Genomic DNA, 24,507 nt, shown 5'->3' with positions numbered 1-24,507 from the left:
CCTGTATTCCGTAACGGACAGCTTTACAGGTTCATCCGATATGTACACCTGCATCCGTTCAAAGTCAACACTCATATCCCCATAATGAAAACGTTCGCGCTTTACCCCATCCAGTGCATTTTCACTTCTTCGAAGGACTGCCTCTATCCGCTGATACAGAAGTTCCACGGAAAACGGCTTCGCTATATAGTCATCGCAGCCGGCCCGGAACCCCTCTATCATATCAGCCTCCGTATCTCTTGCCGTGAGGAAGATGATCGGGACCTTTGTGCTTTTTCTCAGTTCTCTGCAGTAGTCAAGGCCCCTTCCATCGGGAAGGTTTCTGTCAAGCAATATCAGATCGAAGCCATGTTCCAGACAGCCATCCGCCTCCTTGCATGAGTACGCAGTTTCAACTTCGTATCCCCTCTTTTCAAGGAATAGCTTCACACCTCCACATATGATCACATCATCCTCCACGACCAAAATACGTTTCATACTTTCTCCTATCAATTACATGCTGATTCCATATCATTTTCACGACTCCCGATCTGCCCAATATCTATGATGCTTCTCTCAGCCGGCTTGTCACCGTATCTTTTGTCACAAGTCTGAACACCATCGCCGGAACCACAATGCATATAGCAAACAGCACAACAACGACTCCGGCAACAAGTGCATACGGATAATTAAACACTGCATAATCGGCTATATTCACACTTAGCCGGCCAGCTCCATACATCATAAGACTTCCAAGCGTCACAATAAGTACTGTTGTTATAATACCATAAAACATGCCCTCGTACATAAGCATATTACGTATCTGCCTCTTTGTCATTCCAACGCTCTCAAGCACTGCCAGTTCCAGTTTTCTCGTATATACACCGGTGATCATGACATTGATATAATTCACCACTCCGATAAGTATCAATATGATCGACATTCCACCGCCTATCACCTCAAGCGACAGCATAGACTTCTTGAATTCCGAGCCCTCCACCGACTTGATATCACTCCCGGCTATGACTGGATTTTCCTTTACGATGCGCTGTACATATGGTGTCACTTCTGATTCTTTTCCTTTCTCCGCATCCGCAATGATGCATGAGATCTCCGCATCCGGGAACAGATCATCCATCACCGCATCACTCACAAATATCGCCTCCGGAGCTCCACCAAGTACCCAGTAATATCCGGCGGTGATTGCTGACCGCTCTGTTCTCATCATGGCTACACCGACTGAGATCTGTCTCTTCCTGCCCGTCTGGTCATTTACAAGTGTCAGAGTCTTATCCGTCATCCGCTCCGACGCTGATATGGAATCTACATAACCTATCAGACATACCTCTCCTTTTTCGAATGCATCTATATCAATCTTCTGTCTGGCAGTTTTGTTGTAGAGCTTTATCATATCTGAATTGACCGATATCAGCGGTGCCCCATACTGTGCCTCACTGTTGGTCGTTGTCTCATAAAATGTCGCAAGAGATTCCGGGTCATCCTCGGTCTCAATAAACGGTGCATAAAGTTCAGCATCAAATGGCAGTCTTACATTTGCGCTTCTGTCCACCTCTACATTACCCATACCTGGAATGTTTCGCATCTGATCCGCGATGTCTGCCATGGTCGCCTGAGGCTTAGAGTTATCTGATTCTCCGTCGCCATATAGCACATAATCATTGTGAATATAGTGCTCTATATAACTGTCCGCATCCATGCATGATATAAATGTATTCACACACAGAAATGTAACTGAACCCATGAATATTGATGCGAACACAAGTATACTTCTCTTTTTTTCACGAAACACATTCCTCCATGCCATCTTCCAGGGCCTTCCTCCACTGGTGGACTTATATCTTGTTCCCGATATATTTCCAGCATATTTCATCGCATCGATTGCAGATATCTTCCCGGCATATTTTGCCGGTTTCCTTGCACTTATAAATACAGTTACAAATGCAAATACCACGGAGAATACATATATTCCCGGATTGAAACTGACCGCCGATGAAAGTGCACCTTCCCTGTCTACCGACAGCATGTTCATAGCAAGAGGAACAACGCCAAATGACACCGCCGTTCCAAGGAGTACACCTATCGGAATTCCTATACAAGCCAGATATAGTGCCTGTTTTTTCACTATCTTCTGTATCTGGGACATCGTGGCTCCGATGGTTTTCAACATTCCATAGAATCTTATATCCTTTGTAACAGATATATACATTACATTATATATAAGAAGATATCCACTAAGGAGTATCATAAGAGCTATAATGCCTATACTTATAGCTATAAAAACACGGTTTGAACCATTTTCAGACTGAACATCATATTTCACGTCAAACTTCTGGTCATGCCTCAAAGTAACATTCTTTTCAAGTTCATCTTGGAGTTTATCACCCTTGCCCTCCTTTGCGGAGATACTGACACGTCCATCTTTCTGCATATCTATTCCCTGGGAATCCACATATTTCTTTGACACCAGGCATACGCTGCTCTTGGCAAATCCTGTGTACCAGCCTGAGAGCACAAAATTTTTCCTCTCACCATCCATCACCAAAGTAACGTTCTGACCAACCTTTGGCGACGTGATACCCATATTGCCAAGTATCTGCTTTGTGAGCATTATCTCATTCTCATCCTTCGGATAACTGCCATTTATATCGGTTATGGCAGGTTTCAGATTCTCATTAAATTCCGTATCATCATCATACTGAAGCAGATAACTGTACTTGCCTGATTCCGTGCTTACCGTCTGTGCATCGATCTGTATTCCCGCCGCAAGAAGTGACGGACAGGACTTTATATCATTTATCTGACCTTCAGATGGATGCTCCATATATATAGAAGATCTTGTTCCCTGAAGTCTGAGCTGCATCTGGTTAAGATTTTTAGCTATGGAAAATCCCAATGTAAATACAGCCGTGAACATAAATGTTGTGAGAACGATCGCCAGAATAACAATTACATTTCGCACTTTATTCTGCTTCAACATTCGATGATATATCCTGCTCACCGCCGCCTGGTTATTGTTTCTAAGCATCCTTCTCACCCCCATTTGCCCCATCTGGTACTCCTGCTGAGAAGATCCTGCCATCTTCGATCCGTATCATCTGGTCTGCCATGGTTGCGATCTCTTCATTATGAGTAATCATCACTATCGTCTGTGCAAACTCTTTACCAGTCAGCTTTAACAGTGCAATGACATCCATGCTGGTCTTGCTGTCCAGATTGCCTGTCGGCTCATCAGCCAATATGATAGAAGGTTTTGCTGCCAGCGCTCTGGCTATCGCAACCCTCTGCTGCTGGCCTCCTGACAGCTGGTTAGGCATGGAAAATTTCTTTTCCGATAAGCCGAGCACATCCATAATTTTATCTACATACACAGTGTCTATCTTCGTTCCATCCAGCTCGATCGGAAGCACTATATTCTCGTACACATTTAATATCGACACCAGATTGTAATTCTGGAAGACAAATCCTATCTTTCGTCTTCTGAATATCGTAAGTGCCTCATCGTCCATTTCAAAAATAGCTTTGCCGTCCAGTATAACATCTCCTGATGTTGGCCTGTCGAGACCTCCTAAGAGATTTAGAAGTGTTGACTTTCCGCTTCCCGAACCGCCTATGATAGATACAAATTTTCCCTCTTCAATATCAAGTGACACATCTGTAAGCGCATGCACGACATTGTCTCCTGTTCCGTATGTCTTTGTAAGATTGTGGGTTGATAATATATTCATGATACCTCTTCCTTTTCATTCCTTTTTCATTTTCTGCCATTTCTTTGTCTGATCTACTTGATGGTTTTATTCTAACATCCACATCTTACAATCTTATTACATTTAATATTAAGATTTAGTGGTCACTGCTTACATTATCAATATATTAAAAGACCCAGCCCCTGTTAATAAGAGACTGAGTCTTTGATTCCTATCCATTATTTATGTCTGTTTCTATACTCCGCCTACAAGTTGGCTGCCAGCACCTGCTCCATAACCTGTAGCACTCCCCGTTCCTCATTGGATGGGGCGCGGAATCTTGCAAACTTCTCCATGCCAGGCTGCGCATTTGCCACGATATAGCTGTAATATACCGTCTTCAGCATCTCCGCATCGTTGAAGTTGTCGCCGAATGCCATCATCTCACTGGTATCAATACCTAAAAGTTCTCCGATCTTTCTCATGGCCATTCCCTTATTGATACCTTTATTCATGATGTCGATCCATTCTCTTCCGCCCACAGTGACTGAGAAGTTATCTCCAAAACGTGGCGTGTAGATCTCTTTGTACTTCACAGCGGCATCCTTATCCGGAGCAAATATCGTAAACTTATTGGACTCGACGTCAAGGCTTCTCATATCATCAACAAACACAAGATTACTTAGAAATGCTTTGAAAAACTTCGCATACTTCTCATATTTTTTCAGGACATATGCTCCGGATAGGGCACACAGTACAGCAACACCATCCGTCTCGTCTTCCACAAAGCGTATCATACTCTGGTACTCTTCCACATCCATCAGGCTCTTGTATATGATCTTGCCGCAATTGGAAATAGCCGCACCGTTATCCCCGATGACCACCATCTTATCCATCTTGTCTCCGAACATGTCCCTCAGGGTGTACATAGGTCTTCCGCTGGCTACAACAAAACGAATCCCTTTCTCATCCAGCCTATCAATGTAATCAAAGAAACCATCCGGGAGTTTTCCATTCTCCATAAGCAGTGTGTGATCCATGTCGGATGCTATTAATTTTACGTTCTTCATGTCTTCTCTTCCTTGTAGATTCTCTAATGTTATATTCTCTGATGTCTATTAGGTAATATTATATATTAACCATGCCTCTGCCAGCTTATCCCTTGCCATGCATCTTATTTAAATAAGAGCGCACTGTTCTTCTCCAGATCATACTCTCTTGTATAACCGTCATCATCGTACAGCATATAGCTGCTGTTCCTGTAGCCGATCAGCTGCATTGTAGTCTTGTCGATATCCGCTACGCACTCCGCCACATCCACGACAGGTATACATTTGCCGTTTCTTACAAACAGGATGACCTCATTTTCCGGAACCTCCACGAAGTGATGTCCTGCAGGCATCTCCGTCTGCTCAACTGCTCCGTCTGCCGTAAACCTTACAAGCATCATATCCTCCGGCAGATACACATATCTTCCGATGGCATTCTGCGTGTAAACCGGCGCGATCATGATCTCATTTCCCAGCATGAGCTGATCCTCCACATGGGCTGCGATCTTATCATCTGGATATTCAAATGCCAGCGGCTTGAACATCATGTCGTCCGTCAAGGCAGCCTTCATGTACTCGCTGTATATATATGGAAGCAATCGGTAACGGACACCGATCACATTCCTGAAATCCTCTATATGCTCAAACTGATAGCACTCCTGATCTCTTGTACCCTCACAAGAATGGTCGCGCATGAGCGGAGTGAACACGCCGAGTGCGAGCCATCTGAGAAGAAGGTCTCTGGATGTGTCACATCCAAATCCACCGAGATCCGCGCCCGTATACAGGAAACCGCACATATTCATGGACGGAAGCATCTTGATGTTGAGCAGGATGTGTGACCACCACGATTTGTTATCGCCCATCCAGACGCCGCCATAACGATGCATCCCTATATAAGACGATCTGGAGAACAAAAGTCGTCTCTCATCCGGTGAGATCTCGCGAAGCGCCTCGCCTGCCGCCCTTGTCATGTTATATCCAAAGAGGTTGTGAACCTTGTCGTGACGCACCATCTCCCCATCCACATTGTGATACATAGATGCGTAATCCTTCGGATTGTTGGCAACACCTGCCGCCATACCCGAGATGCCCCAGACATCGTCCACAGTCTCGTCCTTCTCAATGAACTTCTTCATAGCTTTCTTCAGCTCGCTCACGCCCTCCGGGGTGAAGAAGATCGCCGGCTCATTCATGTCATTCCAGAAGCCCTCTATACCTGCATCCGTGAGGATCTTGTATTTTGCACCGAACCATCGTCTCGCCTCAGGGTTCAGCACATCAGGAAAATGTGTATATCCCGGCCATACCGCCGCAACGAAATCACTTCCATCTGCTCTCTTGCAGAAGTAGTTATTTGCCACGCCCTCCTCATACACATCGTAACCTTCCTCAATCTTTACTCCGGCATCGATGATCGGGATCAGGCGTATATTATCCTTTTTCAGATTCTCCACATACTCCGAAAAATCGCCAAAGTCGTCATTTATGGTGAAATCCTTATAGCTGTCCATGTAATCTATATCCATGTAGACCATATCGATCGGGATGTGGTTCTCTCTGTATTTTCTCGCCACCGTCTCAAAGTCCTCCGGTGTCTTGTATCCCCAGCGGCTCTGTCCAAATCCAAATGCAAACTTTGGCGGGATATAACTCCTTCCGATCATCTTCCTGAACTGCTTCGTGATATCATATGGGCTGTCACCTGTTATCACATAGATATCCAGATCTGCGCTGTCACAGAAAATGTGCAGCTCATCGCACTTCGTATATCCCACGTCAAATGTGATCGTGGATGGATAGTCAAAATACAGGCCAAATGTCTGCGCTCCTGAAACTATAATAAAGTTGTGTGATGCATACAGTGAGTATACATCCTCGTGATGATGCGGATTGTCTGCATTGTTGCTTATGTACTTGTAGCCTCTCTTGTTGATTCCTCTGTTCGCCTCGCCAAGGCCATACACTATATCACTGTCCTCAAGACCAAATGTGTACGAAAATCCGGCTGTTAAGTCTATATTGCCGTGATCTGGCTGTCCTTTTTCTGCTGCGATATCTACCACTACTGATTCTGTCTGAAATGGCTTTCCGTATGTATACTTCTTTATCATGCTGTCACCTCTATGCATCTTTCTTTTTTCTTCTGTATCTCTTTTTCTTTCTCCTGACCGTCTTGCCGCGCTTTGCCGCCTGTGCCTTTCTGAACTCCTGTATCTGCTCGATCATGGCGGCATAATCCCTCTCGAACAGGATCTCACTTATCTCATGGTGCACGATCTCCGCCGGAAGTCTGTCAACTATGAGGGTTCTCACAAAATCCTTGCTCTTTCCCTTATACATCGGCAGGCTGTATGTCTCCTGGATGTGCGCAAGCTCCGGTCTCCACAGCACACGGATCGTGCGCAGTAAATCAGCCTTCGGATTTGGCTGCATCTCCCTTACCACATAGAAATCGATCTTGTGAGTCAGCTTGTCTGACACTCCATCCTCCAGGCCTTCTGCATCTGGCTTGCTGCCTGTATCATATTCTTCAACAGATATGATCCCCCAGTAGTCCGGCACATGCTCTGCCACATGACCTGCATGTGTACTTCCCACCACCACGATATTCTGGTCAAAATATAGATCATAGTCTGCTACCTGACTCTCCAGCCGCGTGTATGTATCCGCATCACTTTTTATCTCGATTCCCACTATCTTGTCTGGAATGACCATTACCACATCCGCACGGGAGTTTCCGACGGTCTTCTCCTCAAGGATACGCACCTTGCCATATCGCTCCTCAAGGAAATCAAACAGGGGTTCTCGTATATCTTTATCTAATAACATTTTCCCTCCTGAAATCAATTGTTTAAAGTAATCTTTATATGTATTTTTGTCTGCAAAGTCAAGAATCTCCCGCTTTAGCTGAGAAAACCAGGGCAGACCGCTCATAAAGTGAGCTTTCCGCCCTGGTTTCTATGTGAACATAATATTATCAGCCCTTGTTCACAAGCTCTGTGAACTTCTTAAGCGCATCCTTCGCCTCTGGTGAAATGTTCCTTGGAACTGCAATTCTCACGGTCACATAGTGATCTCCATGGGTATTGCCACCCCTTGCCTGAACACCCTTGCCACGAAGCCTTATCTTGCTTCCCGACTGAGTACCCGGTGCTATCTTGCACTTCACATCACCGAACATGGTGTGGACCAATATCTCTCCACCGAGAACTGCCGTGTCAAATGGCACAAGAGCCGTGGTGTATATATCCAGACCCTTTCTCTCATAACCTGCCTTATCTCTTACATTGACCTTCAGCAGCATATCTCCAGGCTGACCCTTGCCGGTTCCGGGATATCCCTTGCCAGCCAGTCTTATCACACCGCCGTTGTCTATACCCGCCGGAATGTGTACAGTGAACTGGGAACTTCCTCCCCGTCCATCATTGAACGACAGAGTCTTGTCGCAACCATATACTGCATCATCAAAATCTACCGTGACACTTGCCTCCATATCTCTGCCCCGCGCATTGAAGCTTCCCTGACCGAATCCGCCAAATCCACCTCTCTGTGAGCGGCCACCGCCGCCAAAGAACGAGCCAAATATATCGCCAAACATATCACCGAAGTCTCCACCCTCAAAGTGGAAGCCTCCGCCTCCGAATGGATCACCACCGGCGGCTCCACCGGAGCCATCGAATGCAGCCATTCCAAACTGATCATACATCTTCCTCTTCTCGGCATCAGACAGTACCGCGTAGGCCTCAGAGGCCTCCTTAAACTTCTCTGCAGCCGTCGCATCGCCAGGATTCGTGTCCGGGTGGTATTTCTTCGCCAGGGTTCTATATGCTCTTTTTATCTCAGCGTCTGTGGCTGTCTTTGATACGCCGAGAACTTCATAATAATCTCTTTTTGAAGCCATGATTCCTACCTCCCGATAAGCCTATGTATAGTTTAACACTATCTGTCAAGTGATTCCATATTTTTAATGTTAAAATACACACATATTATCTGGCAATTTTTAGTCATTTTTTTATTTAATTAAAGTATAAAAAAAGCACCTCCGCCGATGATTCCACCAGTGGAGATGCATTCGTATGGCTAATGCTATTATCCTACTGCTTTACGTTGAAAGCTTTGATTCCAGGATATACAGCTGAGTCGCCAAGCTGCTCTTCGATTCTGAGGAGCTGGTTGTACTTTGCAACTCTCTCTGATCTTGAAGGAGCACCTGTCTTGATCTGGCATGTGTTGAGTGCTACTGCGAGATCTGCGATAGTTGTATCAGCTGTCTCACCTGATCTGTGTGATGATATTGCTGTGTATCCAGCCTTATGAGCCATCTTGATAGCCTCTAGTGTCTCTGATACTGAGCCGATCTGGTTGAGCTTGATAAGGATACAGTTTGCGCATCCCATCTCGATACCCTTTGCAAGTCTCTCTGTATTTGTAACAAACAGATCATCACCGACAAGCTGGACCTTGTCGCCAAGTCTTGCTGTGAGCTTCTGCCATCCTTCCCAATCCTCCTCATCGAGACCATCCTCGATTGAGATGATAGGATACTTCTCAACAAGCTTTGCCCAGTGCTCGATGAGCTGCTCTGCTGTATACTCTGTTCCAGCCTTTGGAAGCTTGTACCAGCCCTTGCCCTTCTCACTCTTCCACTCTGATGAAGCAGCATCCATAGCGATCTTGAAGTCCTTACCCGGCTCATACCCAGCCTTCTTTACAGCCTCGAGAATTGTCTCGATAGCCTCCTCGTCAGACTTAAGTGCCGGGGCAAATCCACCCTCATCACCTACTGATGTAGCAAGGCCTCTCTCCTTGAGGATTCCTGCAAGTGCGTGGAATACCTCTGCACACCATCTCAGACACTCCTTGAATGATGGAGCGCCAACTGGCATGATCATGAACTCCTGAACGTCAAGCCCTGATGACAGAGCATGACATCCACCGTTTACGATGTTCATCATTGGAACTGGAAGCTTGTTTCCTGAGATTCCACCGAGGAATCTATAAAGAGGAATGTCAAGTGAGATTGAAGCTGCTCTTGCTGCTGCGATTGAAACTGCAAGGACAGCATTTGCTCCAAGGTTTGACTTGTCCTTTGTTCCATCAGCCTTGATCATTGCTGCATCAACTGCATATATATCAGACGCATCCATTCCTGTAAGTACGTCATTTATAGTAGTATTTATATTCTCTACTGCTTTCTGAACACCCTTGCCGAGGTATCTTGACTTGTCTCCATCACGAAGCTCAAGTGCCTCAAACTCACCTGTGGAAGCTCCACTTGGCGCCGCACCACGACCTACTGTTCCATCTGCCAGATACACCTCCGCCTCAACTGTTGGATTTCCTCTTGAATCAAGGATCTCTCTTCCTATTACCTTTTCAATCTCAAGATAATTCATCATTTTTATATTTCTCCTTTCGTCGCGCGAGTATAACCCCTGCTGACCCTCCGATTCAGCAGTTTACAGAGGGTACAGGAGCTCACATGATCTACGATGTTAGTTTAAACTAACTTGCATTTAAAATCAACATGAGTAGTTGCTCATATTTTATCATTTAGCATTTTTCGTCATTATCCGAGTGCCACATCCAGCACCATCATAAGAGCGAAGCCCACCGCCGCACCGATGGTTCCTATATTGGTATGCTCGCCCGCCTGAGACTCAGGTATCAGCTCCTCTATGACCACATAGAGCATGGCTCCCGCCGCAAATGCAAGGAAATACGGAAGAAGTGGTGTGACCTGGACAGCCAGCAGTGCCGTGAGGAACCCTCCGACCGGCTCCACAGCTCCGGACAGCGTTCCATACAGAAATGCCTTCTTCTTGCTCATGCCCTCGCCAACAAGCGGCATGGACACAATTGCACCTTCCGGGAAGTTCTGTATAGCGATTCCTATGGAAAGTGCAAATGCACCTGTGATGGACACGCCCATATTGCCCATGGCTGCGCCGGCGTACACAACGCCCACAGCCATGCCCTCGGGGATATTGTGGAGCGTGACTGCAAATATCATCATGGTCGTCTTCTGAAGCTTTGACCTGACGCCCTCCGGTTTGTCACTTTCCAGATGAAGGTGAGGTATCACCGTGTCAAGGACAAGCAGGAATATGATTCCAAGAGCAAATCCGATAAGTGCCGGCAGCCACGCTATCTTTCCCTGTGCCTCCGCCATGTCTATGGACGGAATGAGCAGTGACCATATGGACGCCGCGATCATGACCCCCGCCGCAAACCCGAGCAGAGCCTTCTCCACAAGCGGGGATATCTTATCTTTCATAAGGAAAACCATGGCCGCTCCCAGTGTTGTTCCGGCAAATGGTATAAATAATGTTATGAACTCTGACATTTCATCACCTCTTTATAATATGTATTCTGTCTATACTATATTCGTATAACCTCTTCATTAGTTCATTTTTTTAAATTGCGACTACAATTTAATTGAACAGGCGTACTTTGTCAACACAAGTTTTTGCATATGATAGAAGTTATCAATACCGGGCCAAAATGCTTCGCATTTCGACAATTTAAGTGCTATAATACCTGAGGTTATGCTATAATAGGCATGGTTGTACCAGCTTGGATATATTTGTATGCAAATGGAGATAAATATGAAGAGAACAGAACGAATGATCTGAGTATTTTTTATTTGACATAATTATTTATAGAAAGCATAATAAGTGATACATTTAGTCGTACGGATCATAAGTCCGTACAAATACAATAAAAGACACATTCCAAGGGGAAAAGTATGAAAGAGAATTTACAATTTACAGCTTTATTGGATATTTTAAGCAGGCAGGATCTTATAACTGAATATTCGGAGGATTGCAAAGACATCACTCCTTCCCATATAACCATCAATTCCAAGGATGTGGTCCCAGGTACATTCTTCGTGTGCAAGGGTGCCTCATTTAAGGAGGATTACCTGAAATCAGCCATCGCACAGGGCGCCATCGTATATTTGTCACAGCAAAAGTACGACGACGTGGACATTCCTTATATTATTGTAAATGATATAAGAAAGGCCATGGCTCTTGCTGCCAGATGGTTCTTCGGCAATCCAGGCGATAACATGACCAAGGTCGGAATCACCGGAACAAAGGGAAAGACCACAGTTACATTTGTCATGAAGGATATACTGGACAAATACACCGACAACAGATGCTCAGCATTCTCAACCCATGAGATTGATGTTGGAACAAAGGTTTTTGAGACCACTCTCACCACACCTGAGCCTATTGAACTCCAGACATACTTCGACATGGCTGTAGATGAAGGCTGTACACACTGTATAATGGAAGTTTCTTCCCAGGCCATGAAGATGAACCGTATCTACGGAGAGCACTACAAGGTCGGAGTATTTACCAATATCGACTACGATCACATCAGCCCGACAGAGCACGCCTCCATGGAGGACTATCTCGGATGCAAGGTATCCTTCCTGAAGCAGTGCGACAACGTTGTGCTGTACAGTGACACAAGATATTTTGAGACTATATATAATGAAGTAAGAGACAAGCACGTTGTTGTATACGGAAGCAAGGAATCAATTGAAAAGCTCATGTCAAGGGATGACGATTTCTTTGAAAAGGATACTGACTTCGCCAGCATCCACAATGAAGATCTCACAGACCATAACAGCTACTTTGAGCTTATATACGGAGGAGAGAACAGAGCATACAACACCAACCTGATCGGTGATTACAATGTTGAAAATATTGTTGCCGCCATCATCTCCTCTCTTCTCATTGGCATTCCAAATGATCAGATCAGAAGCAGCATCAGAGATGTATATGTTCCGGGAAGACTACAGGTATATCACTGGAAGGATCGCACATTTATGATCGACTACGCACACAACTATATAAGCATGTACAGACTGTATGAGATGGTTAAAAAGACCATGAAGCCAAAGTCTATAACCGTTGTATTCGGCTGTGGCGGTGAGCGTTACAAGAAGCGCCGTGAGGATATGGGAAGACTTGCTGAGCAGTATGCCGACAAGGTTGTTCTCACCATGGAGGATCCGGGCTTTGAGTCCTGTGAGGAGATCTGCAAGGAGATCAAGCAGTACATCACAAAGCCTTGCTATATAATCGTTGACAGGGAGCAGGCTCTCACAAGAGCCCTCGACGAGGCTCAGCCTGGCGAGCTTGTCATCACGACTGGAAAGGGTATTGAGAGTACCCAGAGAATCAACGGAACTTTTGTGCAGTGTCACTCTGATGCGCAGGTTATCGAGCATTGGCTGACGGAGCATCCGGAGAAGTAAGGGACGGACGGTAATCAGTCCTTCATCTGTATTCAGTTCATGAAAAAAGAGATGTATGTTGTGTATGTGCTATCACGTTCGACTGCTGTCGCTTCAGAATTTTCCATTTGCACTCGCTTACGACCGCGATAAGGGCGCTGCGGTCTTCAGCTCGGCAGGAAAATCCTGAAGCTCGGCAGTCTTCACTACCGATAGCCCATACACAACATACATCTCTTTTATTATAGTTTTTGAAGCAGATGAATGGCTGATTACCTGTGTTTTGACTGAACATTAGATATGCAATGATAAACCACAGGTTTATTGCCTTTCTTGCGGCTCAGCTTATAATGAATACTAGAAACGGGGCGAAAGCGCTGTTATGCAGGTGACAGGAGTTGCCTATCAGACTGACGTAAACTTAATAGTCGTAGCAGGCTGTAAAGTGATGATGCGTGTGATGTTCCGGGAAACAGTGCATGGCTGAGCTTCATAAGGGTTGTTTGTTTACCAAAACCCGGATAGGCAGAGATGCCGAAAGAAAACATTCAGGGAGTTCTACTAAGTAGAACTCCTTTTTTATCTGTTATCTTCCACCACTTTCTCCCTCATCTTCGGATCGAATTTTCCATTTCGGATCATTGCTATCTCCCGTTTGAACGGCTCGTAGCTTTTCTTGCTGTTTTCCGGGTCTTTGATGTATGGGGATTCCAGGATCTTTGGGACTTCCATGAAGTCCGGATGGTTCATGATGTACATGAGTGGCTCAAAGCCGATCTTGCCAAACCCAAAGTTCTCGTGTCTGTCTTTAGCCGCTCCCGGTTCGTTCTTGCTGTCGTTCATATGGAACACGGCTATCTGATCTTTGCCGATGAGTCTGTCGAACTTCTCCACGACTCCATCGAAATCATGTATGATGTCGTAGCCCGCATCGCTGGTGTGACAAGTGTCAAAGCACACACGAAGCTTGTCATTATGACTCACTCCATCATAGATTCGCGCAAGCTCCTCAAAGTTTCTTCCAATCTCACTGCCCTTTCCCGCCATGGTCTCCAGAGCTATGTGGCATGCGGTGTCCGCGGTCAGGACTTCATTCAGGCCCTTTACTATGCTTGCAATTCCCTTGTCCACGCCCTCTCCTACATGTGAGCCCGAATGAAGGACTATGGTCTGTGATCCCATCGCTGTCGCCCTGTCAATCTCCTTTGCAAGAAATTCCACTGCAATCTCATAGATTGCAGGATTCACAGTATTTGCAAGGTTGATTATATACGGCGCATGGACCACGAACTCCTCTATGCCGTTCTGAACCATGAGTTCATGTGCCTCCTGTATCCTAAGCTCCGACATATCTTTGCGTCTCGTATTCTGTGGTGCGCCTGTGTAGAGCATAAATGTATTTGCGCCAAATGCCACAGCATCCTTCACTGAGCCTAGCATCATCTCCTTGCCCGACATACCCACATGACATCCTAATTTCAACATAATTTATCTCCATTCATTCTAAACTGGTTTCAGTTTACTCTATCCTCGCCGACTGCACAATACGCTGCCGCTACAATCAATAAATAGCTTTTTCTAATTTTACCATATATTATGTAGACTGTTCGCAAATCATTTGGTAAACTAAATACCAGAAACCAACTTATATTATACATTTGGGAGAAAACCGCTATGCAATTAAAAAATGTACTAATCGTCGTAAATGACATTGAACGATCAAAAAAATTTTACAAAGATATCTTCGGGCTTGAGGTTATCTTGGACAACGAGGGAAATGTGATCCTGACGGGAGGGCTGGTCCTTCAGGATGCAACTATTTGGGCTGAATTCATTGAAAATCTTGTAATTCCACATAACAATGCTTCGGAGTTATATTTTGAAGAAAATAATATCGAGGAGTTTGCACAAAAACTTGATGAGTCGCCATACGACATTGAATATGTCAATCGTCTCATGACTCATTCATGGGGACAAAAAGTCATCAGATTCTATGATCCTGACGGCAATCTTATCGAGGTTGGAACGCCATAATTTTTCCTATATCCATTCCCTCTATTTCATGTTACAATTAATGACATATTACCCAATTGGAGGACAAATTTTTATGAGTAACACAGGAAGAACCTGTAAGGTTCACTACACAGGAACATTCAACGACGGAACAAAGTTCGATTCTTCATATGACAGAGGCGAGCCTATCGAGTTCGTTTGCGGTGCAGGACAGATGATTCCGGGATTTGATCAGGCAGTTGAGGGCATGAACGTTGGCGATATCATCGATGTACATCTTCGTCCTGAGGATGCATACGGAATGCCTGACCCGGAGGCCATCATCAAGGCTCCTCTTGCAGATATGCCTGGCGCTGAGAATCTTGAGGTCGGTAATCAGGTATACCTTGCCAATTCCATGGGACAGCAGTTCCTTGTAAAGGTCATTGAAAAAGATGACGAATCCATCACATTTGATGCAAACCATGAGATGGCCGGCAAAGAGCTCAACTTCAAGATAGAGCTTGTGTCAGTGGACTAATAGTAACGATACTTATGTTAGAAGGAACCTTTTCACACTTGACGTCAGTTCCGACGGTCTGTCCCACCCAATTGGACGGACAGTGTGATCCGATTATATAAGGAGGCGGGAATCGTGAACATTTACATAGACGAATCAGGTTCTATCAATAAATATGCCACAAACGATCAGTATTTCGTGGTGTCTATGATCCATGTCCTCGATCCCGTCGCCCTTGAGCGTGCTTACAAGAGATTTATTTCTTCCAACTATGAGATGCTTCTTGATCTGGACAGTGATAAGGTCGATGACATGACCGGCAAGATCACCAAGCACGGCGGGAGAATGTTCCGGGACGGCAAATTCCGTGAACTAAAAGGTGCACAGTTTGACAGAGACATGAAGCACATATTTGTGGATTACTTCTCCAGAAAGCATCACTTTGACGTGTACTATATCATGATGAAGAATGAAAATCTGCCGAACCGCTTCTTCGACAACATCTCCAGGACATTCAACTTCTCCATCAAATCTGCCCTGCTCTACTTCATACAGAATGGATATCTTCCTGACGAGGACTGCTTTCTGCAGCTTGACGAGAGGAATGAGCGGGTGGAGAACAAATCATTCCTTGAAAATTACCTGAACACTGAGCTTTCACTGTCAGGTCAGGTCGCAGGTAATTTCTCAGTGAGCTACTTTGACTCGGCCTGCAACAAATTTGTGCAGATAGCGGATGTATTTTCTAATCTGTTCTATTCTCACTTGCAGACCGGACACTATACTGATGAGCTGGAGCTTATGAGGGAACTGGGGATACTTAAAGGAGTCTATGAATTGACATAAATTAATTGTCAAATTTTCTGTTCTTACAATATATTGATTTTTTCCAGTATAAATTGTTTTCTCATTATGTATATTGTTTTTTCATTTTGCATATGATATAATTACCACAGAAATTAAAGAAGATATTTCTATCAGCTCTATACACTAAGCTGACGAAAACCCCAGAGGTTGCACCCTCTGGGGTTTTCTCCGTCTTTTGGGCAAGGCGACGTATTCCCTGGGCTGATCACCACACTACCTATCTCTATCCAGCCACTTGCAAATATAGTAAGCCACTATACCTGCCACAATAGAAATAACCAAAGAAGATATGATATCTATCATGCTCTACCCCCCTTTCTATGCCCATCTAGGGGTGGCAACTACAACAGTATATCATATCTCAGTATATGTTTCGACATACTAAACCATAATTATTGAAATTAGGGCTAAAAGTCCGTGCATACACGGACTTTGGATCGTTGTTCACATAATCAAAAAGGGATTGAACCTTGCGACCCATATCGCGGTTTCAATCCCTTTTTTGAAATATTTAAAATACCAATTGCCTCCGAGCGATGCTCACACAGAACACTTACATAGATAAACGCACTATCGAAGGACTTACTGTTGGTACTTATATATTATCACATTTTGTCTCATAAAACAATGAGTCTGCGTTAAATTCATAAATTTTTTTGAGACATTTCCAAATCGCAATTACTCTTTTGTCTGCTCTCTTCTGCTCCGTCCATGTCCAAACGCCAGATAGCCTATGAAAAGAACAAACAATGCTGCAACTCCCATCCAGATACACAGCAGTTTTGGTCCCTTCGGGGCAAATGTATCATAGTATCCCTTGAAATAGATTACCACAATTATAAGCGGCAGCACGTATGACATGTATTTTCTGAGGTACTGCGGAAACGGCTTACCGATACCGTTGTCTGCCTCAGCGACAAAGTTTTCAAATCCCCATCCATTCTTTCTTGTACAGAACAGGACAAAAAGTAATGATCCGAGTGGGAGGATATTTCCCGATACGAGAAAATCTTCCAGATCCATGATATTTGTACCCGCTCCCATCGGAGTGATTCCTGAGAGCATATTGAATCCAAGCACAGCCGGCAGGGAGAGCACTGATATACCGATCAGATTTATAATAAGTGACTTCTTTCTCTTCCATCCAAACATATCTATACTTATCGATATGATATTCTCAAACACCGCGATAACCGTGGAAAGCGCCGCAAATGACATGAATATGAAGAACAGAATTCCCCACACTCTTCCTCCCGGCATGTGGTTGAACACATTCGGCAGGGTCATAAACAGAAGTGATGGTCCCTTGTCCGGGCTGATCCCGTACGCAAAGCATGCTGGCAATATGATGACTCCGGCCATGAGTGCCACAAATGTATCAAGGTACATAACACTCTTCGCCTCGCCAGACAATTTTCTCTCCTTGCCTATATAACTTCCAAATATCTCCATGGATCCCATACCTACACTGAGTGTAAAGAACGCCTGGGTCATGGCGTCAAATAGTACATTGCCCCAGCCTCTGGCATTTGCACGCTCGATACTTGGAACAAGATAGAACTTAAGTCCTTCTTCGTTGCCCGAGAGCATGAGTGAGTTCACCGCCATGACTATCATCAGAACGATGAGTGCAAGCATCATGATCTTTGTCACCCTCTCCACTCCGTTCTGAAGTCCCAGTGAACATATACCTATACAGCACACGATGACCGCAAGTGTGATCGCGACCATAAGTCCCGGTGATGCAAGCATCCCTGTAAATTTGTCTTCTATTGCTTCTACTGACCCACCATGAAGCTGTCCTGATCCCATGACGTACACATAGTATACCATCCAGCCCGCTACCATAGTATAGAACATCATCAGCAGATAGTTGCCGGCATAGGCATACCAGCTGAATTTATGCCAGTTGCCGCCCTTCGGCGCAAGCTCCTTAAGCGCTGAACCAACGCTCTTGCCACTCCCTCTGCCTATCGCAAACTCACAGGTAAGGATAGGATATCCCAGAAGCAGCAGACACAGCAGATATATCACGATAAATATCGCTCCGCCATTCTGCCCGCATATATACGGGAACTTCCATACATTTCCAAGACCTATGGCACACCCCGCCGACACGAGGATGAACCCTAGTCTGGAGGCGAATTTTTCTCTGTCGCCGTTGTTACTTTCTTTACTCATACAATCTTCTTTTGCAGATGTCTGTAAAAATGGCACCTGCCTCCTTCTATTATATATTATCAGGATTATCAGGCTGGCACTATGTGTCGATTTTCAAAACCTGATACGCCCTTTGTCTGTGTCAAACATCTACTTCAAGCCATTACATTATGTATTTTCCATCTCTGCTGACACATACCCTGTGATTGTAACATACATTACAGCATTTGTGTGTTTAAACTTTTACAGATTAAAGCAAATTTTATCCCATATTTGAACCAGATAAAATACAGGTATTTTTTTGTTTGCTGCGCGTTTTCAACAAGTATATTTTCCTTCAAAATAAATCTATTAATTTACATATAAAGGATTACATTTTTCCATATTATATTTTATTATAATGAGTAGAATGTTCTTAATACTATTAAGACCGTTCTCCGTATTTTGAGGCAGATTTCTGTGTGGGTTTGCAGTACCTTATACCTTAAACCACCAGCGCATAGCTGCAAGTGCGCTGCTCATATTATGGAGGAACGAATAGTAACGCATGCGCCGCGCGAAGAGCATTTATATGCGCATGCTGCATTTTTATAAGGAGGACATTTATTATGGCTACATGGCTTAAAGATGCAATTTTTTATGAAATATACCCACAGAGTTTCTACGATACCAACGGCGACGGTATCGGTGATTTTAACGGAATCACTGCAAAGCTTGACTATATCAAGTCTCTTGGATGCAACGCTATCTGGATGAATCCTTGCTTTGATTCACCATTTTCCGATGCAGGCTACGATGTAAGGGATTACAAGAAGGTTGCCGAAAGATACGGAACAATGGAGGACATAGAGAACCTCTTCGCTGAGGCTCACAAGAGGGACATGCACATTCTCCTCGACCTGGTTCCAGGCCACACATCTGAGGAGCATGCATGGTTTACCGAGAGCAAAAAAGCTGAGCAAAATGAATACTCAGATAGATATATGTGGACTGACGGATGGCTCTGTGGCGGTGCAGGTCTCAACTACATCGCAGGAGAATCACCAAGAAACGGTGCCTACATCGTCAACTTCTTCAAGTGCCAGCCGGCTCTCAACTATGGGGTGCTTAATCCAACTGAGAGATGGCACAAGAGCATGTACGATCCTGCATGTATCGCAACCAGAGAGGCTATGAAGGACGTATGCCGCTTCTGGCTCGACAAGGGCTGTGACGGCTTCCGTGTAGATATGGCAGATTCACTTGTAAAGCATGATGATGCGAACAAGAGCGGAACAGTTGCCGTATGGCAGGACATTCTCGGCGATATACACGCTGAGTACCCTGAGTCAGCATTTGTATCTGAGTGGGGAAAGGCTGAACAGTCAATCAAGGCCGGCTTCGACATGGACTTCTATCTCGACTGGATGGGCAACGGATATAACTCTCTGGTAAGAGATTACGAAGCTCACCTGAATGCATTTGCATCTCTTCCAGAGTCACTTGACGACAGCTCGGAGAACAACAGCTTCTTCAAGGCTGACAGCAAGGGAACCTGCGACCACTTCATTGATGAATACATGGGAAGATACGAGCAGATAAAGGACAAGGGTGCTATAGCCCTCATCACAGGAAATCACGACACTACACGTATCAGCTACGGGCTCTCTGAGGATGAGTTAAAGCTTGCCTACGCATTCTTCCTGACAATGCCTGGCAATCCATTCATCTACTACGGCGATGAGATCGCCATGAGCTTCAGAAGCATGGCAAGCAAGGAGGGGGGATTCACCAGAACCGGCTCAAGAACTCCTATGCAGTGGACAAGCGGTGACAACATGGGATTTTCTTCAGCGCCTGCCGACAAGCTCTATCTGCCGGTTGATCCTGCAGAAAATGCCGCAAATGTTGAGGCTTCCGAGGCAGATCAGAACTCCCTGCTCAATACAGTGAAGACCCTCACTTCTCTCAGACATTCACAGGCCGATCTGCTGGACAAGAGCAACCTTGAGATCATCAGCAGAAAGCCACTTGTATATAAGAGAGGGAATCTACTCCTTGCAGTGAACCCTAAGAATACGGACACCCAGTCAAGGAAGCTTGCTGAGCTGACTGGTAACGCAAAGGTTATCTATTCTATAGCAATAAACGACACACAGCCAGGTATCGCTGACGGAGTTATCACTCTTCCGGCACAGAGCTTTGTTGTGATAAGCTGCTAATTTGGAGCAATATATAACAACTCAATAACCATATAAAAAGGTCATTACATAATATGGCAATCATCCATACGAATTTCATTCCAAATGTGGATTGCACATATTATGCGATGGCCTCTTTTTATCTTCTTCCCTGTGGTCATCTCCCCAAACTTGTGGTAATATTTAATGGATTATATGCTCATGTGCCACGACAGAATAAATGCACATGACATACCGGATTATAAAGGAGAACAATATTATGAACATGCAGGAAGCTACAAGCATCATGAAGGCTGACAGCTACAAAATGGCTGCACTTTCAGAAGATACAAGAAACAATATACTAGTACATGTAAAGGACGCACTCATCGCACATAAGGATGAGATATTTGCGGCAAATGCAAAGGACATGGCTGCTGCCGAGGAGAACGGGATCGCAGCATCAGTCAAGAAGAGACTGAAGTTCGACGAGCACAAGCTCGCTGACGTGACAAATGGAATCGATGAGCTCATAAAGCTCCCTGACCCGGTTGGACAGATCCAGCTCAAGAGAGAGCTTGACGAGGGGCTGGTCCTTCAGAGAGTCTCCTGCCCTATCGGTGTCATCGGAATCATATTCGAGGCAAGACCGGATGCGCTGGTCCAGATATCATCATTGTGCATCAAGAGCGGCAACTGCGCAGTACTCAAGGGTGGCAAGGAAACTGCCAACACCAACAAGGCTCTCTTCGATGTGATCTACAGCACAGCCGTTGCAAACGGATCACCAGAGGGCTGCATGCTTCAGGCAAGCCAGCACAACGAGATCGATGAGCTTCTGTCATGCAACAAGTCCGTTGACCTGCTCATACCTAGAGGCTCAAATGCATTTGTGCAGTATATAATGAACAACACCAAGATCCCTGTCATGGGACACGCAGACGGAATCTGCCACACATACATAGACAAGGATGCGGATATTGAAAAGGCAATCCCTATCATCATAGACGCCAAGACACAGTACACCGCCGCCTGCAATGCAACGGAGACACTTCTCGTCCACAGAGATGTGGCAAAAGAAATGCTTCCGGTCATGGCAAAAGCACTTAAGAAACACGGTGTAAAGCTCCGCGGAACCGCCGAGGTAGCGGAGATCATCAATCAGGCTGAACGCAATATGAGCAGCCCGAACGGTATTGAGATCATAGGAGACGATGATTTCAATACCGAGTATCTTGACCTGGTGCTCTCAGTCAAAATCGTGAACGATGTGCAGGAGGCGATCTCACACATCAACCACTTTGGTTCACATCACACTGACTGTATCGTGACTGAGAATAACGAGACCGCCGCCCTCTTCATGCAGCTTGTCGATTCGGCCGGAGTATACCAGAACTGCTCCACAAGATTTGCCGATGGATTCAGATACGGATTTGGCGCAGAGGTCGGAATCAGCACAAGCAAGATCCATGCAAGAGGCCCTGTAGGACTTGAGGGACTTGTAACCTACAAATACAAGCTTTACGGACATGGACAGATAGTTGATGACTACGCAACCGGAAAGAAGCAGTTCCATTTCAAAGACCTGTAGAATAATAAACGATCATCAGCGGGGACTCTCTCATGTACATCAGTCCTCGCTGATGCATTTACTATATAAATAGGAATTACATAAAAATGAAAACAATACTGAAAATATTCAAAAACGACCTGATCGGTATCAAAAAAAGTATACTCACAATAGTTCTCGCCGTTGGACTGTGCATACTGCCTGCGCTGTATGCATGGTTCAACATATTTGCAAACTGGGATCCATATGCCAATACCGGCAATATCAATATCGCCGTCGTCAACCTGGACAAGGGCTACACAGATGCGGACGGCAACGAGATGAACATGGGCCAGTCAGTGGCCGATAAGCTGAAAAGCCAGACCAGTATCGGCTGGGTATTTCCGGAATCTGAAAAGTCCGCCATCGGCGGTGTGAAATCAGGCACCTACTATGCCGCCGTCATCATTGATGAGGATTTCTCCTACAACATGTTCAATGCCCTGACGGACAACTTCGTAAATCCAAGCTTCACCTACTATGAAAATGAGAAGAAAAATGCCGTGGCACCTAAGATAACCGACACTGCAGTCTCAACGCTCAAGACAAGCATCAACGAGACCTACGTCAAGGCGATATCACAGAAGCTTATCACTGCCATTGACGACTCCGACACAGATCTGTCGAAGGATCTCAAGGGAACGGATTTCATCACAGCACTCAAGACCGTCGATGACAATCTCGCCGGATACCAGAAAACCATAGATTCCATAATCAAGGCAAATAACAAACTCAAGACCAGCACAAAGCTCAAGGACGCAACTGACAGGAGCAGCAAGCTTCTGTCCGATGCGGGTTCCGCCATTGATTCAAGCATGTCCGATATAGACTCAGTGGGCTCAACCTACTACACTGTCAGGAATTCTCTTCAGGATCAGATTGACAGCATCGCGCAGGACATACAGAATCTGAAAAGCTCTGCAAAGCTTATCCATATGAAGGATGATGCAGAGAACATATCTGCCGATCTTGAGAATATCAAGGCAGATGCAGACAAACTTCAGCAAAAGATCGATGCAGTCGACGAATATATCAAATCTCTTGACATAAGCAACACGAATGAGGTTTCAGATGCACTCAACAAGCTTGACAAGCTGAAAACAGAGGTTAAGAAGATTTCCTCTCTCACCGCTGACACCATCGATAGTCTGGATATATCTGCGATCACAAATGCAGAAAATGCCGTATCAGATAAGCTCGACCAGATCATCGACTCTGTCTCAGACATAGATGACACATTTACCAGCCAGGTCATTCCTGACATGGACAACATTATCCTGAACATCAAAAATGCACTGAAAAACGCTCAGGATCTGTTAAATACCCTGAATTCTACCATCAGCAGTGCAAGCTCTGTATTTGACAATTATAAGGTGACTATTGCATCAATGAACACCAGTCTCACAGACCTCTCCGATCTCATAAGTGGTATACGTGACAAGATCCAGACCGCCACAGACGAGATCAACAAGGCCGCCGACAGCGAGGTGACCGACATGATCATCGCCTTCCTCAACGGAGACTCAGAGGCGCTGGCGTCATTCCTGTCAAAGCCTGTTGCTGTCGAGGAACATTACTACTACAGCATTGCCAACTACGGCTCGTCCATGGCACCATTTTACTCAGTGCTTGCCATCTGGGTCGGAATGACAATTCTCGTCTCCCTCATGAAGGTGCATGTGAAGGATGCGGACTATCTGAAGGATGCCAGACCACACCAGTTGTTCTTTGGAAGATACCTTATTTTCTTCCTGTTGTCTCAGCTTCAGGTTCTGGTCATAGTGCTTGGAGATCTGTTCCTGCTGAAGATACAGTGTCTGCACCCATTTGCATTCTGGGCAACTGCGGCACTCGCAGGGCTGACATTTTCAATATTGATATATTCACTCACCATATCATTTGGCGACATAGGCAAGGCCCTCGCTGTTGTGATCATGGTGCTGCAGATAGCGGGGAGCGGTGGAACCTACCCTATAGAGGCTCTTCCGAACTTCTTCAGACAGGTGTACATATTCTTCCCATTCCCATATGCGATAAATGCAATGCGTGAATGTATTGGCGGAATGTATCACGCAGACCTGTTCAAATATCTGCTTGAATTGTCAATTTTCATTGTGGTTGCACTGGTCATAGGACTTATAATCAGAAAACCATTTATCCATATCATGCACTTCATCGAGAAACGTATGGAAGATACGGATATGATGTAATGCA

18 protein-coding genes are annotated in these 24,507 nt (G+C 45.2%); 7 read left to right on the top strand and 11 right to left on the bottom strand.

Features of this window, described 5'->3' with window-relative positions:
• The 9 genes from AB5150_RS07085 to AB5150_RS07045 all read right to left on the bottom strand — a co-directional run.
• Positions 1 to 477, bottom strand: a 477-nt coding sequence (locus AB5150_RS07085) for a response regulator transcription factor (protein ID WP_368291565.1), incomplete at its 3' end; no start/stop codon positions are given.
• A gap of 64 nt (positions 478 to 541) precedes the next feature.
• The gene (locus AB5150_RS07080) at positions 542 to 3,025 is read right to left on the bottom strand and encodes an ABC transporter permease (RefSeq protein ID WP_368291564.1); all 2,484 of its coding nucleotides are present in this window, start codon (positions 3,023 to 3,025) and stop codon (positions 542 to 544) included.
• Positions 3,018 to 3,725 carry an ABC transporter ATP-binding protein gene (locus AB5150_RS07075; protein ID WP_368291562.1) on the bottom strand — a complete coding sequence of 236 codons (708 nt, stop codon included), beginning with the start codon at positions 3,723 to 3,725 and terminating at the stop codon, positions 3,018 to 3,020. The genes AB5150_RS07080 and AB5150_RS07075 overlap by 8 nt, the downstream gene beginning before the upstream one ends.
• Before the next feature lie 224 nt (positions 3,726 to 3,949).
• Positions 3,950 to 4,753 carry an HAD family hydrolase gene (locus AB5150_RS07070; RefSeq protein WP_004850024.1) on the bottom strand — a complete coding sequence of 268 codons (804 nt, stop codon included), beginning with the start codon at positions 4,751 to 4,753 and terminating at the stop codon, positions 3,950 to 3,952.
• Positions 4,754 to 4,857: 104 nt separating this feature from the next.
• Positions 4,858 to 6,846 carry a TIM-barrel domain-containing protein gene (locus AB5150_RS07065; protein WP_368291560.1) on the bottom strand — a complete coding sequence of 663 codons (1,989 nt, stop codon included), beginning with the start codon at positions 6,844 to 6,846 and terminating at the stop codon, positions 4,858 to 4,860.
• A gap of 10 nt (positions 6,847 to 6,856) precedes the next feature.
• Positions 6,857 to 7,564 carry a sce7726 family protein gene (locus AB5150_RS07060; RefSeq protein ID WP_368291558.1) on the bottom strand — a complete coding sequence of 236 codons (708 nt, stop codon included), beginning with the start codon at positions 7,562 to 7,564 and terminating at the stop codon, positions 6,857 to 6,859.
• A 148-nt stretch (positions 7,565 to 7,712) separates the two neighbouring features.
• Positions 7,713 to 8,636, bottom strand: coding sequence for a DnaJ C-terminal domain-containing protein (locus AB5150_RS07055; RefSeq protein ID WP_015533746.1), 924 nt, complete (start codon positions 8,634 to 8,636; stop codon positions 7,713 to 7,715).
• A gap of 193 nt (positions 8,637 to 8,829) precedes the next feature.
• On the bottom strand, positions 8,830 to 10,131 hold the full coding sequence (gene eno, locus AB5150_RS07050) for a phosphopyruvate hydratase (RefSeq protein WP_055146761.1): 1,302 nt from the start codon (positions 10,129 to 10,131) through the stop codon (positions 8,830 to 8,832).
• 173 nt (positions 10,132 to 10,304) lie between these two features.
• Positions 10,305 to 11,081 carry a ZIP family metal transporter gene (locus AB5150_RS07045; protein ID WP_055273076.1) on the bottom strand — a complete coding sequence of 259 codons (777 nt, stop codon included), beginning with the start codon at positions 11,079 to 11,081 and terminating at the stop codon, positions 10,305 to 10,307.
• 402 nt (positions 11,082 to 11,483) lie between these two features.
• Between AB5150_RS07045 and AB5150_RS07040 the strand changes: the two genes are divergently transcribed.
• Positions 11,484 to 13,007, top strand: a complete 1,524-nt coding sequence (locus AB5150_RS07040; RefSeq protein ID WP_015533743.1) for a Mur ligase family protein — start codon at positions 11,484 to 11,486, stop codon at positions 13,005 to 13,007.
• Between the two features lie 558 nt (positions 13,008 to 13,565).
• Here AB5150_RS07040 and AB5150_RS07035 read toward each other — a convergent pair.
• Positions 13,566 to 14,468: a deoxyribonuclease IV gene (locus AB5150_RS07035; protein ID WP_368291615.1), complete on the bottom strand. Its 903-nt coding sequence runs from the start codon at positions 14,466 to 14,468 to the stop codon at positions 13,566 to 13,568.
• A gap of 192 nt (positions 14,469 to 14,660) precedes the next feature.
• Here AB5150_RS07035 and AB5150_RS07030 point away from each other — a divergent pair, with 192 nt between their 5' ends.
• From AB5150_RS07030 to AB5150_RS07020, 3 genes are all read left to right on the top strand, one after another.
• Positions 14,661 to 15,020: a VOC family protein gene (locus AB5150_RS07030; RefSeq protein ID WP_015533742.1), complete on the top strand. Its 360-nt coding sequence runs from the start codon at positions 14,661 to 14,663 to the stop codon at positions 15,018 to 15,020.
• Positions 15,021 to 15,093: 73 nt separating this feature from the next.
• A complete protein-coding gene (locus AB5150_RS07025) occupies positions 15,094 to 15,519 on the top strand; it encodes a peptidylprolyl isomerase (protein ID WP_004850005.1) in 426 nt (141 codons plus the stop codon).
• A 114-nt stretch (positions 15,520 to 15,633) separates the two neighbouring features.
• Positions 15,634 to 16,344: a DUF3800 domain-containing protein gene (locus tag AB5150_RS07020; protein WP_022217312.1), complete on the top strand. Its 711-nt coding sequence runs from the start codon at positions 15,634 to 15,636 to the stop codon at positions 16,342 to 16,344.
• Positions 16,345 to 17,043: 699 nt separating this feature from the next.
• On the opposite strand, the gene AB5150_RS07015 is transcribed toward AB5150_RS07020, so the two are convergent.
• Positions 17,044 to 18,546 carry a sodium-dependent transporter gene (locus AB5150_RS07015; RefSeq protein WP_055273258.1) on the bottom strand — a complete coding sequence of 501 codons (1,503 nt, stop codon included), beginning with the start codon at positions 18,544 to 18,546 and terminating at the stop codon, positions 17,044 to 17,046.
• A gap of 587 nt (positions 18,547 to 19,133) precedes the next feature.
• Between AB5150_RS07015 and AB5150_RS07010 the strand changes: the two genes are divergently transcribed.
• The 3 genes from AB5150_RS07010 (at position 19,134) to AB5150_RS07000 (ending at position 24,503) form a co-directional block, all read left to right on the top strand.
• Positions 19,134 to 20,726 (top strand): alpha-amylase family glycosyl hydrolase, encoded by a 1,593-nt coding sequence (locus AB5150_RS07010; RefSeq protein ID WP_368291557.1) that lies wholly within the window; start codon positions 19,134 to 19,136, stop codon positions 20,724 to 20,726.
• A gap of 238 nt (positions 20,727 to 20,964) precedes the next feature.
• Positions 20,965 to 22,275: a glutamate-5-semialdehyde dehydrogenase gene (locus AB5150_RS07005; protein WP_368291556.1), complete on the top strand. Its 1,311-nt coding sequence runs from the start codon at positions 20,965 to 20,967 to the stop codon at positions 22,273 to 22,275.
• Between the two features lie 86 nt (positions 22,276 to 22,361).
• The gene (locus AB5150_RS07000; protein WP_368291555.1) at positions 22,362 to 24,503 is read left to right on the top strand and encodes a YhgE/Pip family protein; all 2,142 of its coding nucleotides are present in this window, start codon (positions 22,362 to 22,364) and stop codon (positions 24,501 to 24,503) included.
• The last annotated feature ends 4 nt before the right edge of the window (positions 24,504 to 24,507 follow it).

This window comes from Coprococcus sp. RTP21281st1_F1_RTP21281_210402, assembly GCF_040915325.1.
GTDB classification, from domain to species: Bacteria; Bacillota; Clostridia; order Lachnospirales; family Lachnospiraceae; genus Coprococcus; species Coprococcus aceti.
The sequence above is the reverse complement of the archived record's forward strand: the minus strand, read 5'-3'. Positions and strand labels throughout refer to the sequence as shown.

Bases quoted from the DNA above. Each gene is read 5' to 3' on its own strand.
- AB5150_RS07040 (WP_015533743.1), top strand. From the start codon at position 11,484: ATGAAAGAGAATTTACAATTTACAGCTTTATTGGATATTTTAAGCAGG.
- AB5150_RS07055 (WP_015533746.1), bottom strand. From the start codon at position 8,636: ATGGCTTCAAAAAGAGATTATTATGAAGTTCTCGGCGTATCAAAGACA.
- AB5150_RS07000 (WP_368291555.1), top strand. From the start codon at position 22,362: ATGAAAACAATACTGAAAATATTCAAAAACGACCTGATCGGTATCAAA.
- AB5150_RS07065 (WP_368291560.1), bottom strand. From the start codon at position 6,846: ATGATAAAGAAGTATACATACGGAAAGCCATTTCAGACAGAATCAGTA.
- AB5150_RS07010 (WP_368291557.1), top strand. From the start codon at position 19,134: ATGGCTACATGGCTTAAAGATGCAATTTTTTATGAAATATACCCACAG.
- AB5150_RS07080 (WP_368291564.1), bottom strand. From the start codon at position 3,025: ATGCTTAGAAACAATAACCAGGCGGCGGTGAGCAGGATATATCATCGA.
- AB5150_RS07030 (WP_015533742.1), top strand. From the start codon at position 14,661: ATGCAATTAAAAAATGTACTAATCGTCGTAAATGACATTGAACGATCA.
- AB5150_RS07005 (WP_368291556.1), top strand. From the start codon at position 20,965: ATGAACATGCAGGAAGCTACAAGCATCATGAAGGCTGACAGCTACAAA.
- AB5150_RS07060 (WP_368291558.1), bottom strand. From the start codon at position 7,564: ATGTTATTAGATAAAGATATACGAGAACCCCTGTTTGATTTCCTTGAG.
- AB5150_RS07075 (WP_368291562.1), bottom strand. From the start codon at position 3,725: ATGAATATATTATCAACCCACAATCTTACAAAGACATACGGAACAGGA.
- AB5150_RS07025 (WP_004850005.1), top strand. From the start codon at position 15,094: ATGAGTAACACAGGAAGAACCTGTAAGGTTCACTACACAGGAACATTC.
- eno (WP_055146761.1), bottom strand. From the start codon at position 10,131: ATGAATTATCTTGAGATTGAAAAGGTAATAGGAAGAGAGATCCTTGAT.
- AB5150_RS07070 (WP_004850024.1), bottom strand. From the start codon at position 4,753: ATGAAGAACGTAAAATTAATAGCATCCGACATGGATCACACACTGCTT.
- AB5150_RS07015 (WP_055273258.1), bottom strand. From the start codon at position 18,546: ATGAGTAAAGAAAGTAACAACGGCGACAGAGAAAAATTCGCCTCCAGA.
- AB5150_RS07045 (WP_055273076.1), bottom strand. From the start codon at position 11,081: ATGTCAGAGTTCATAACATTATTTATACCATTTGCCGGAACAACACTG.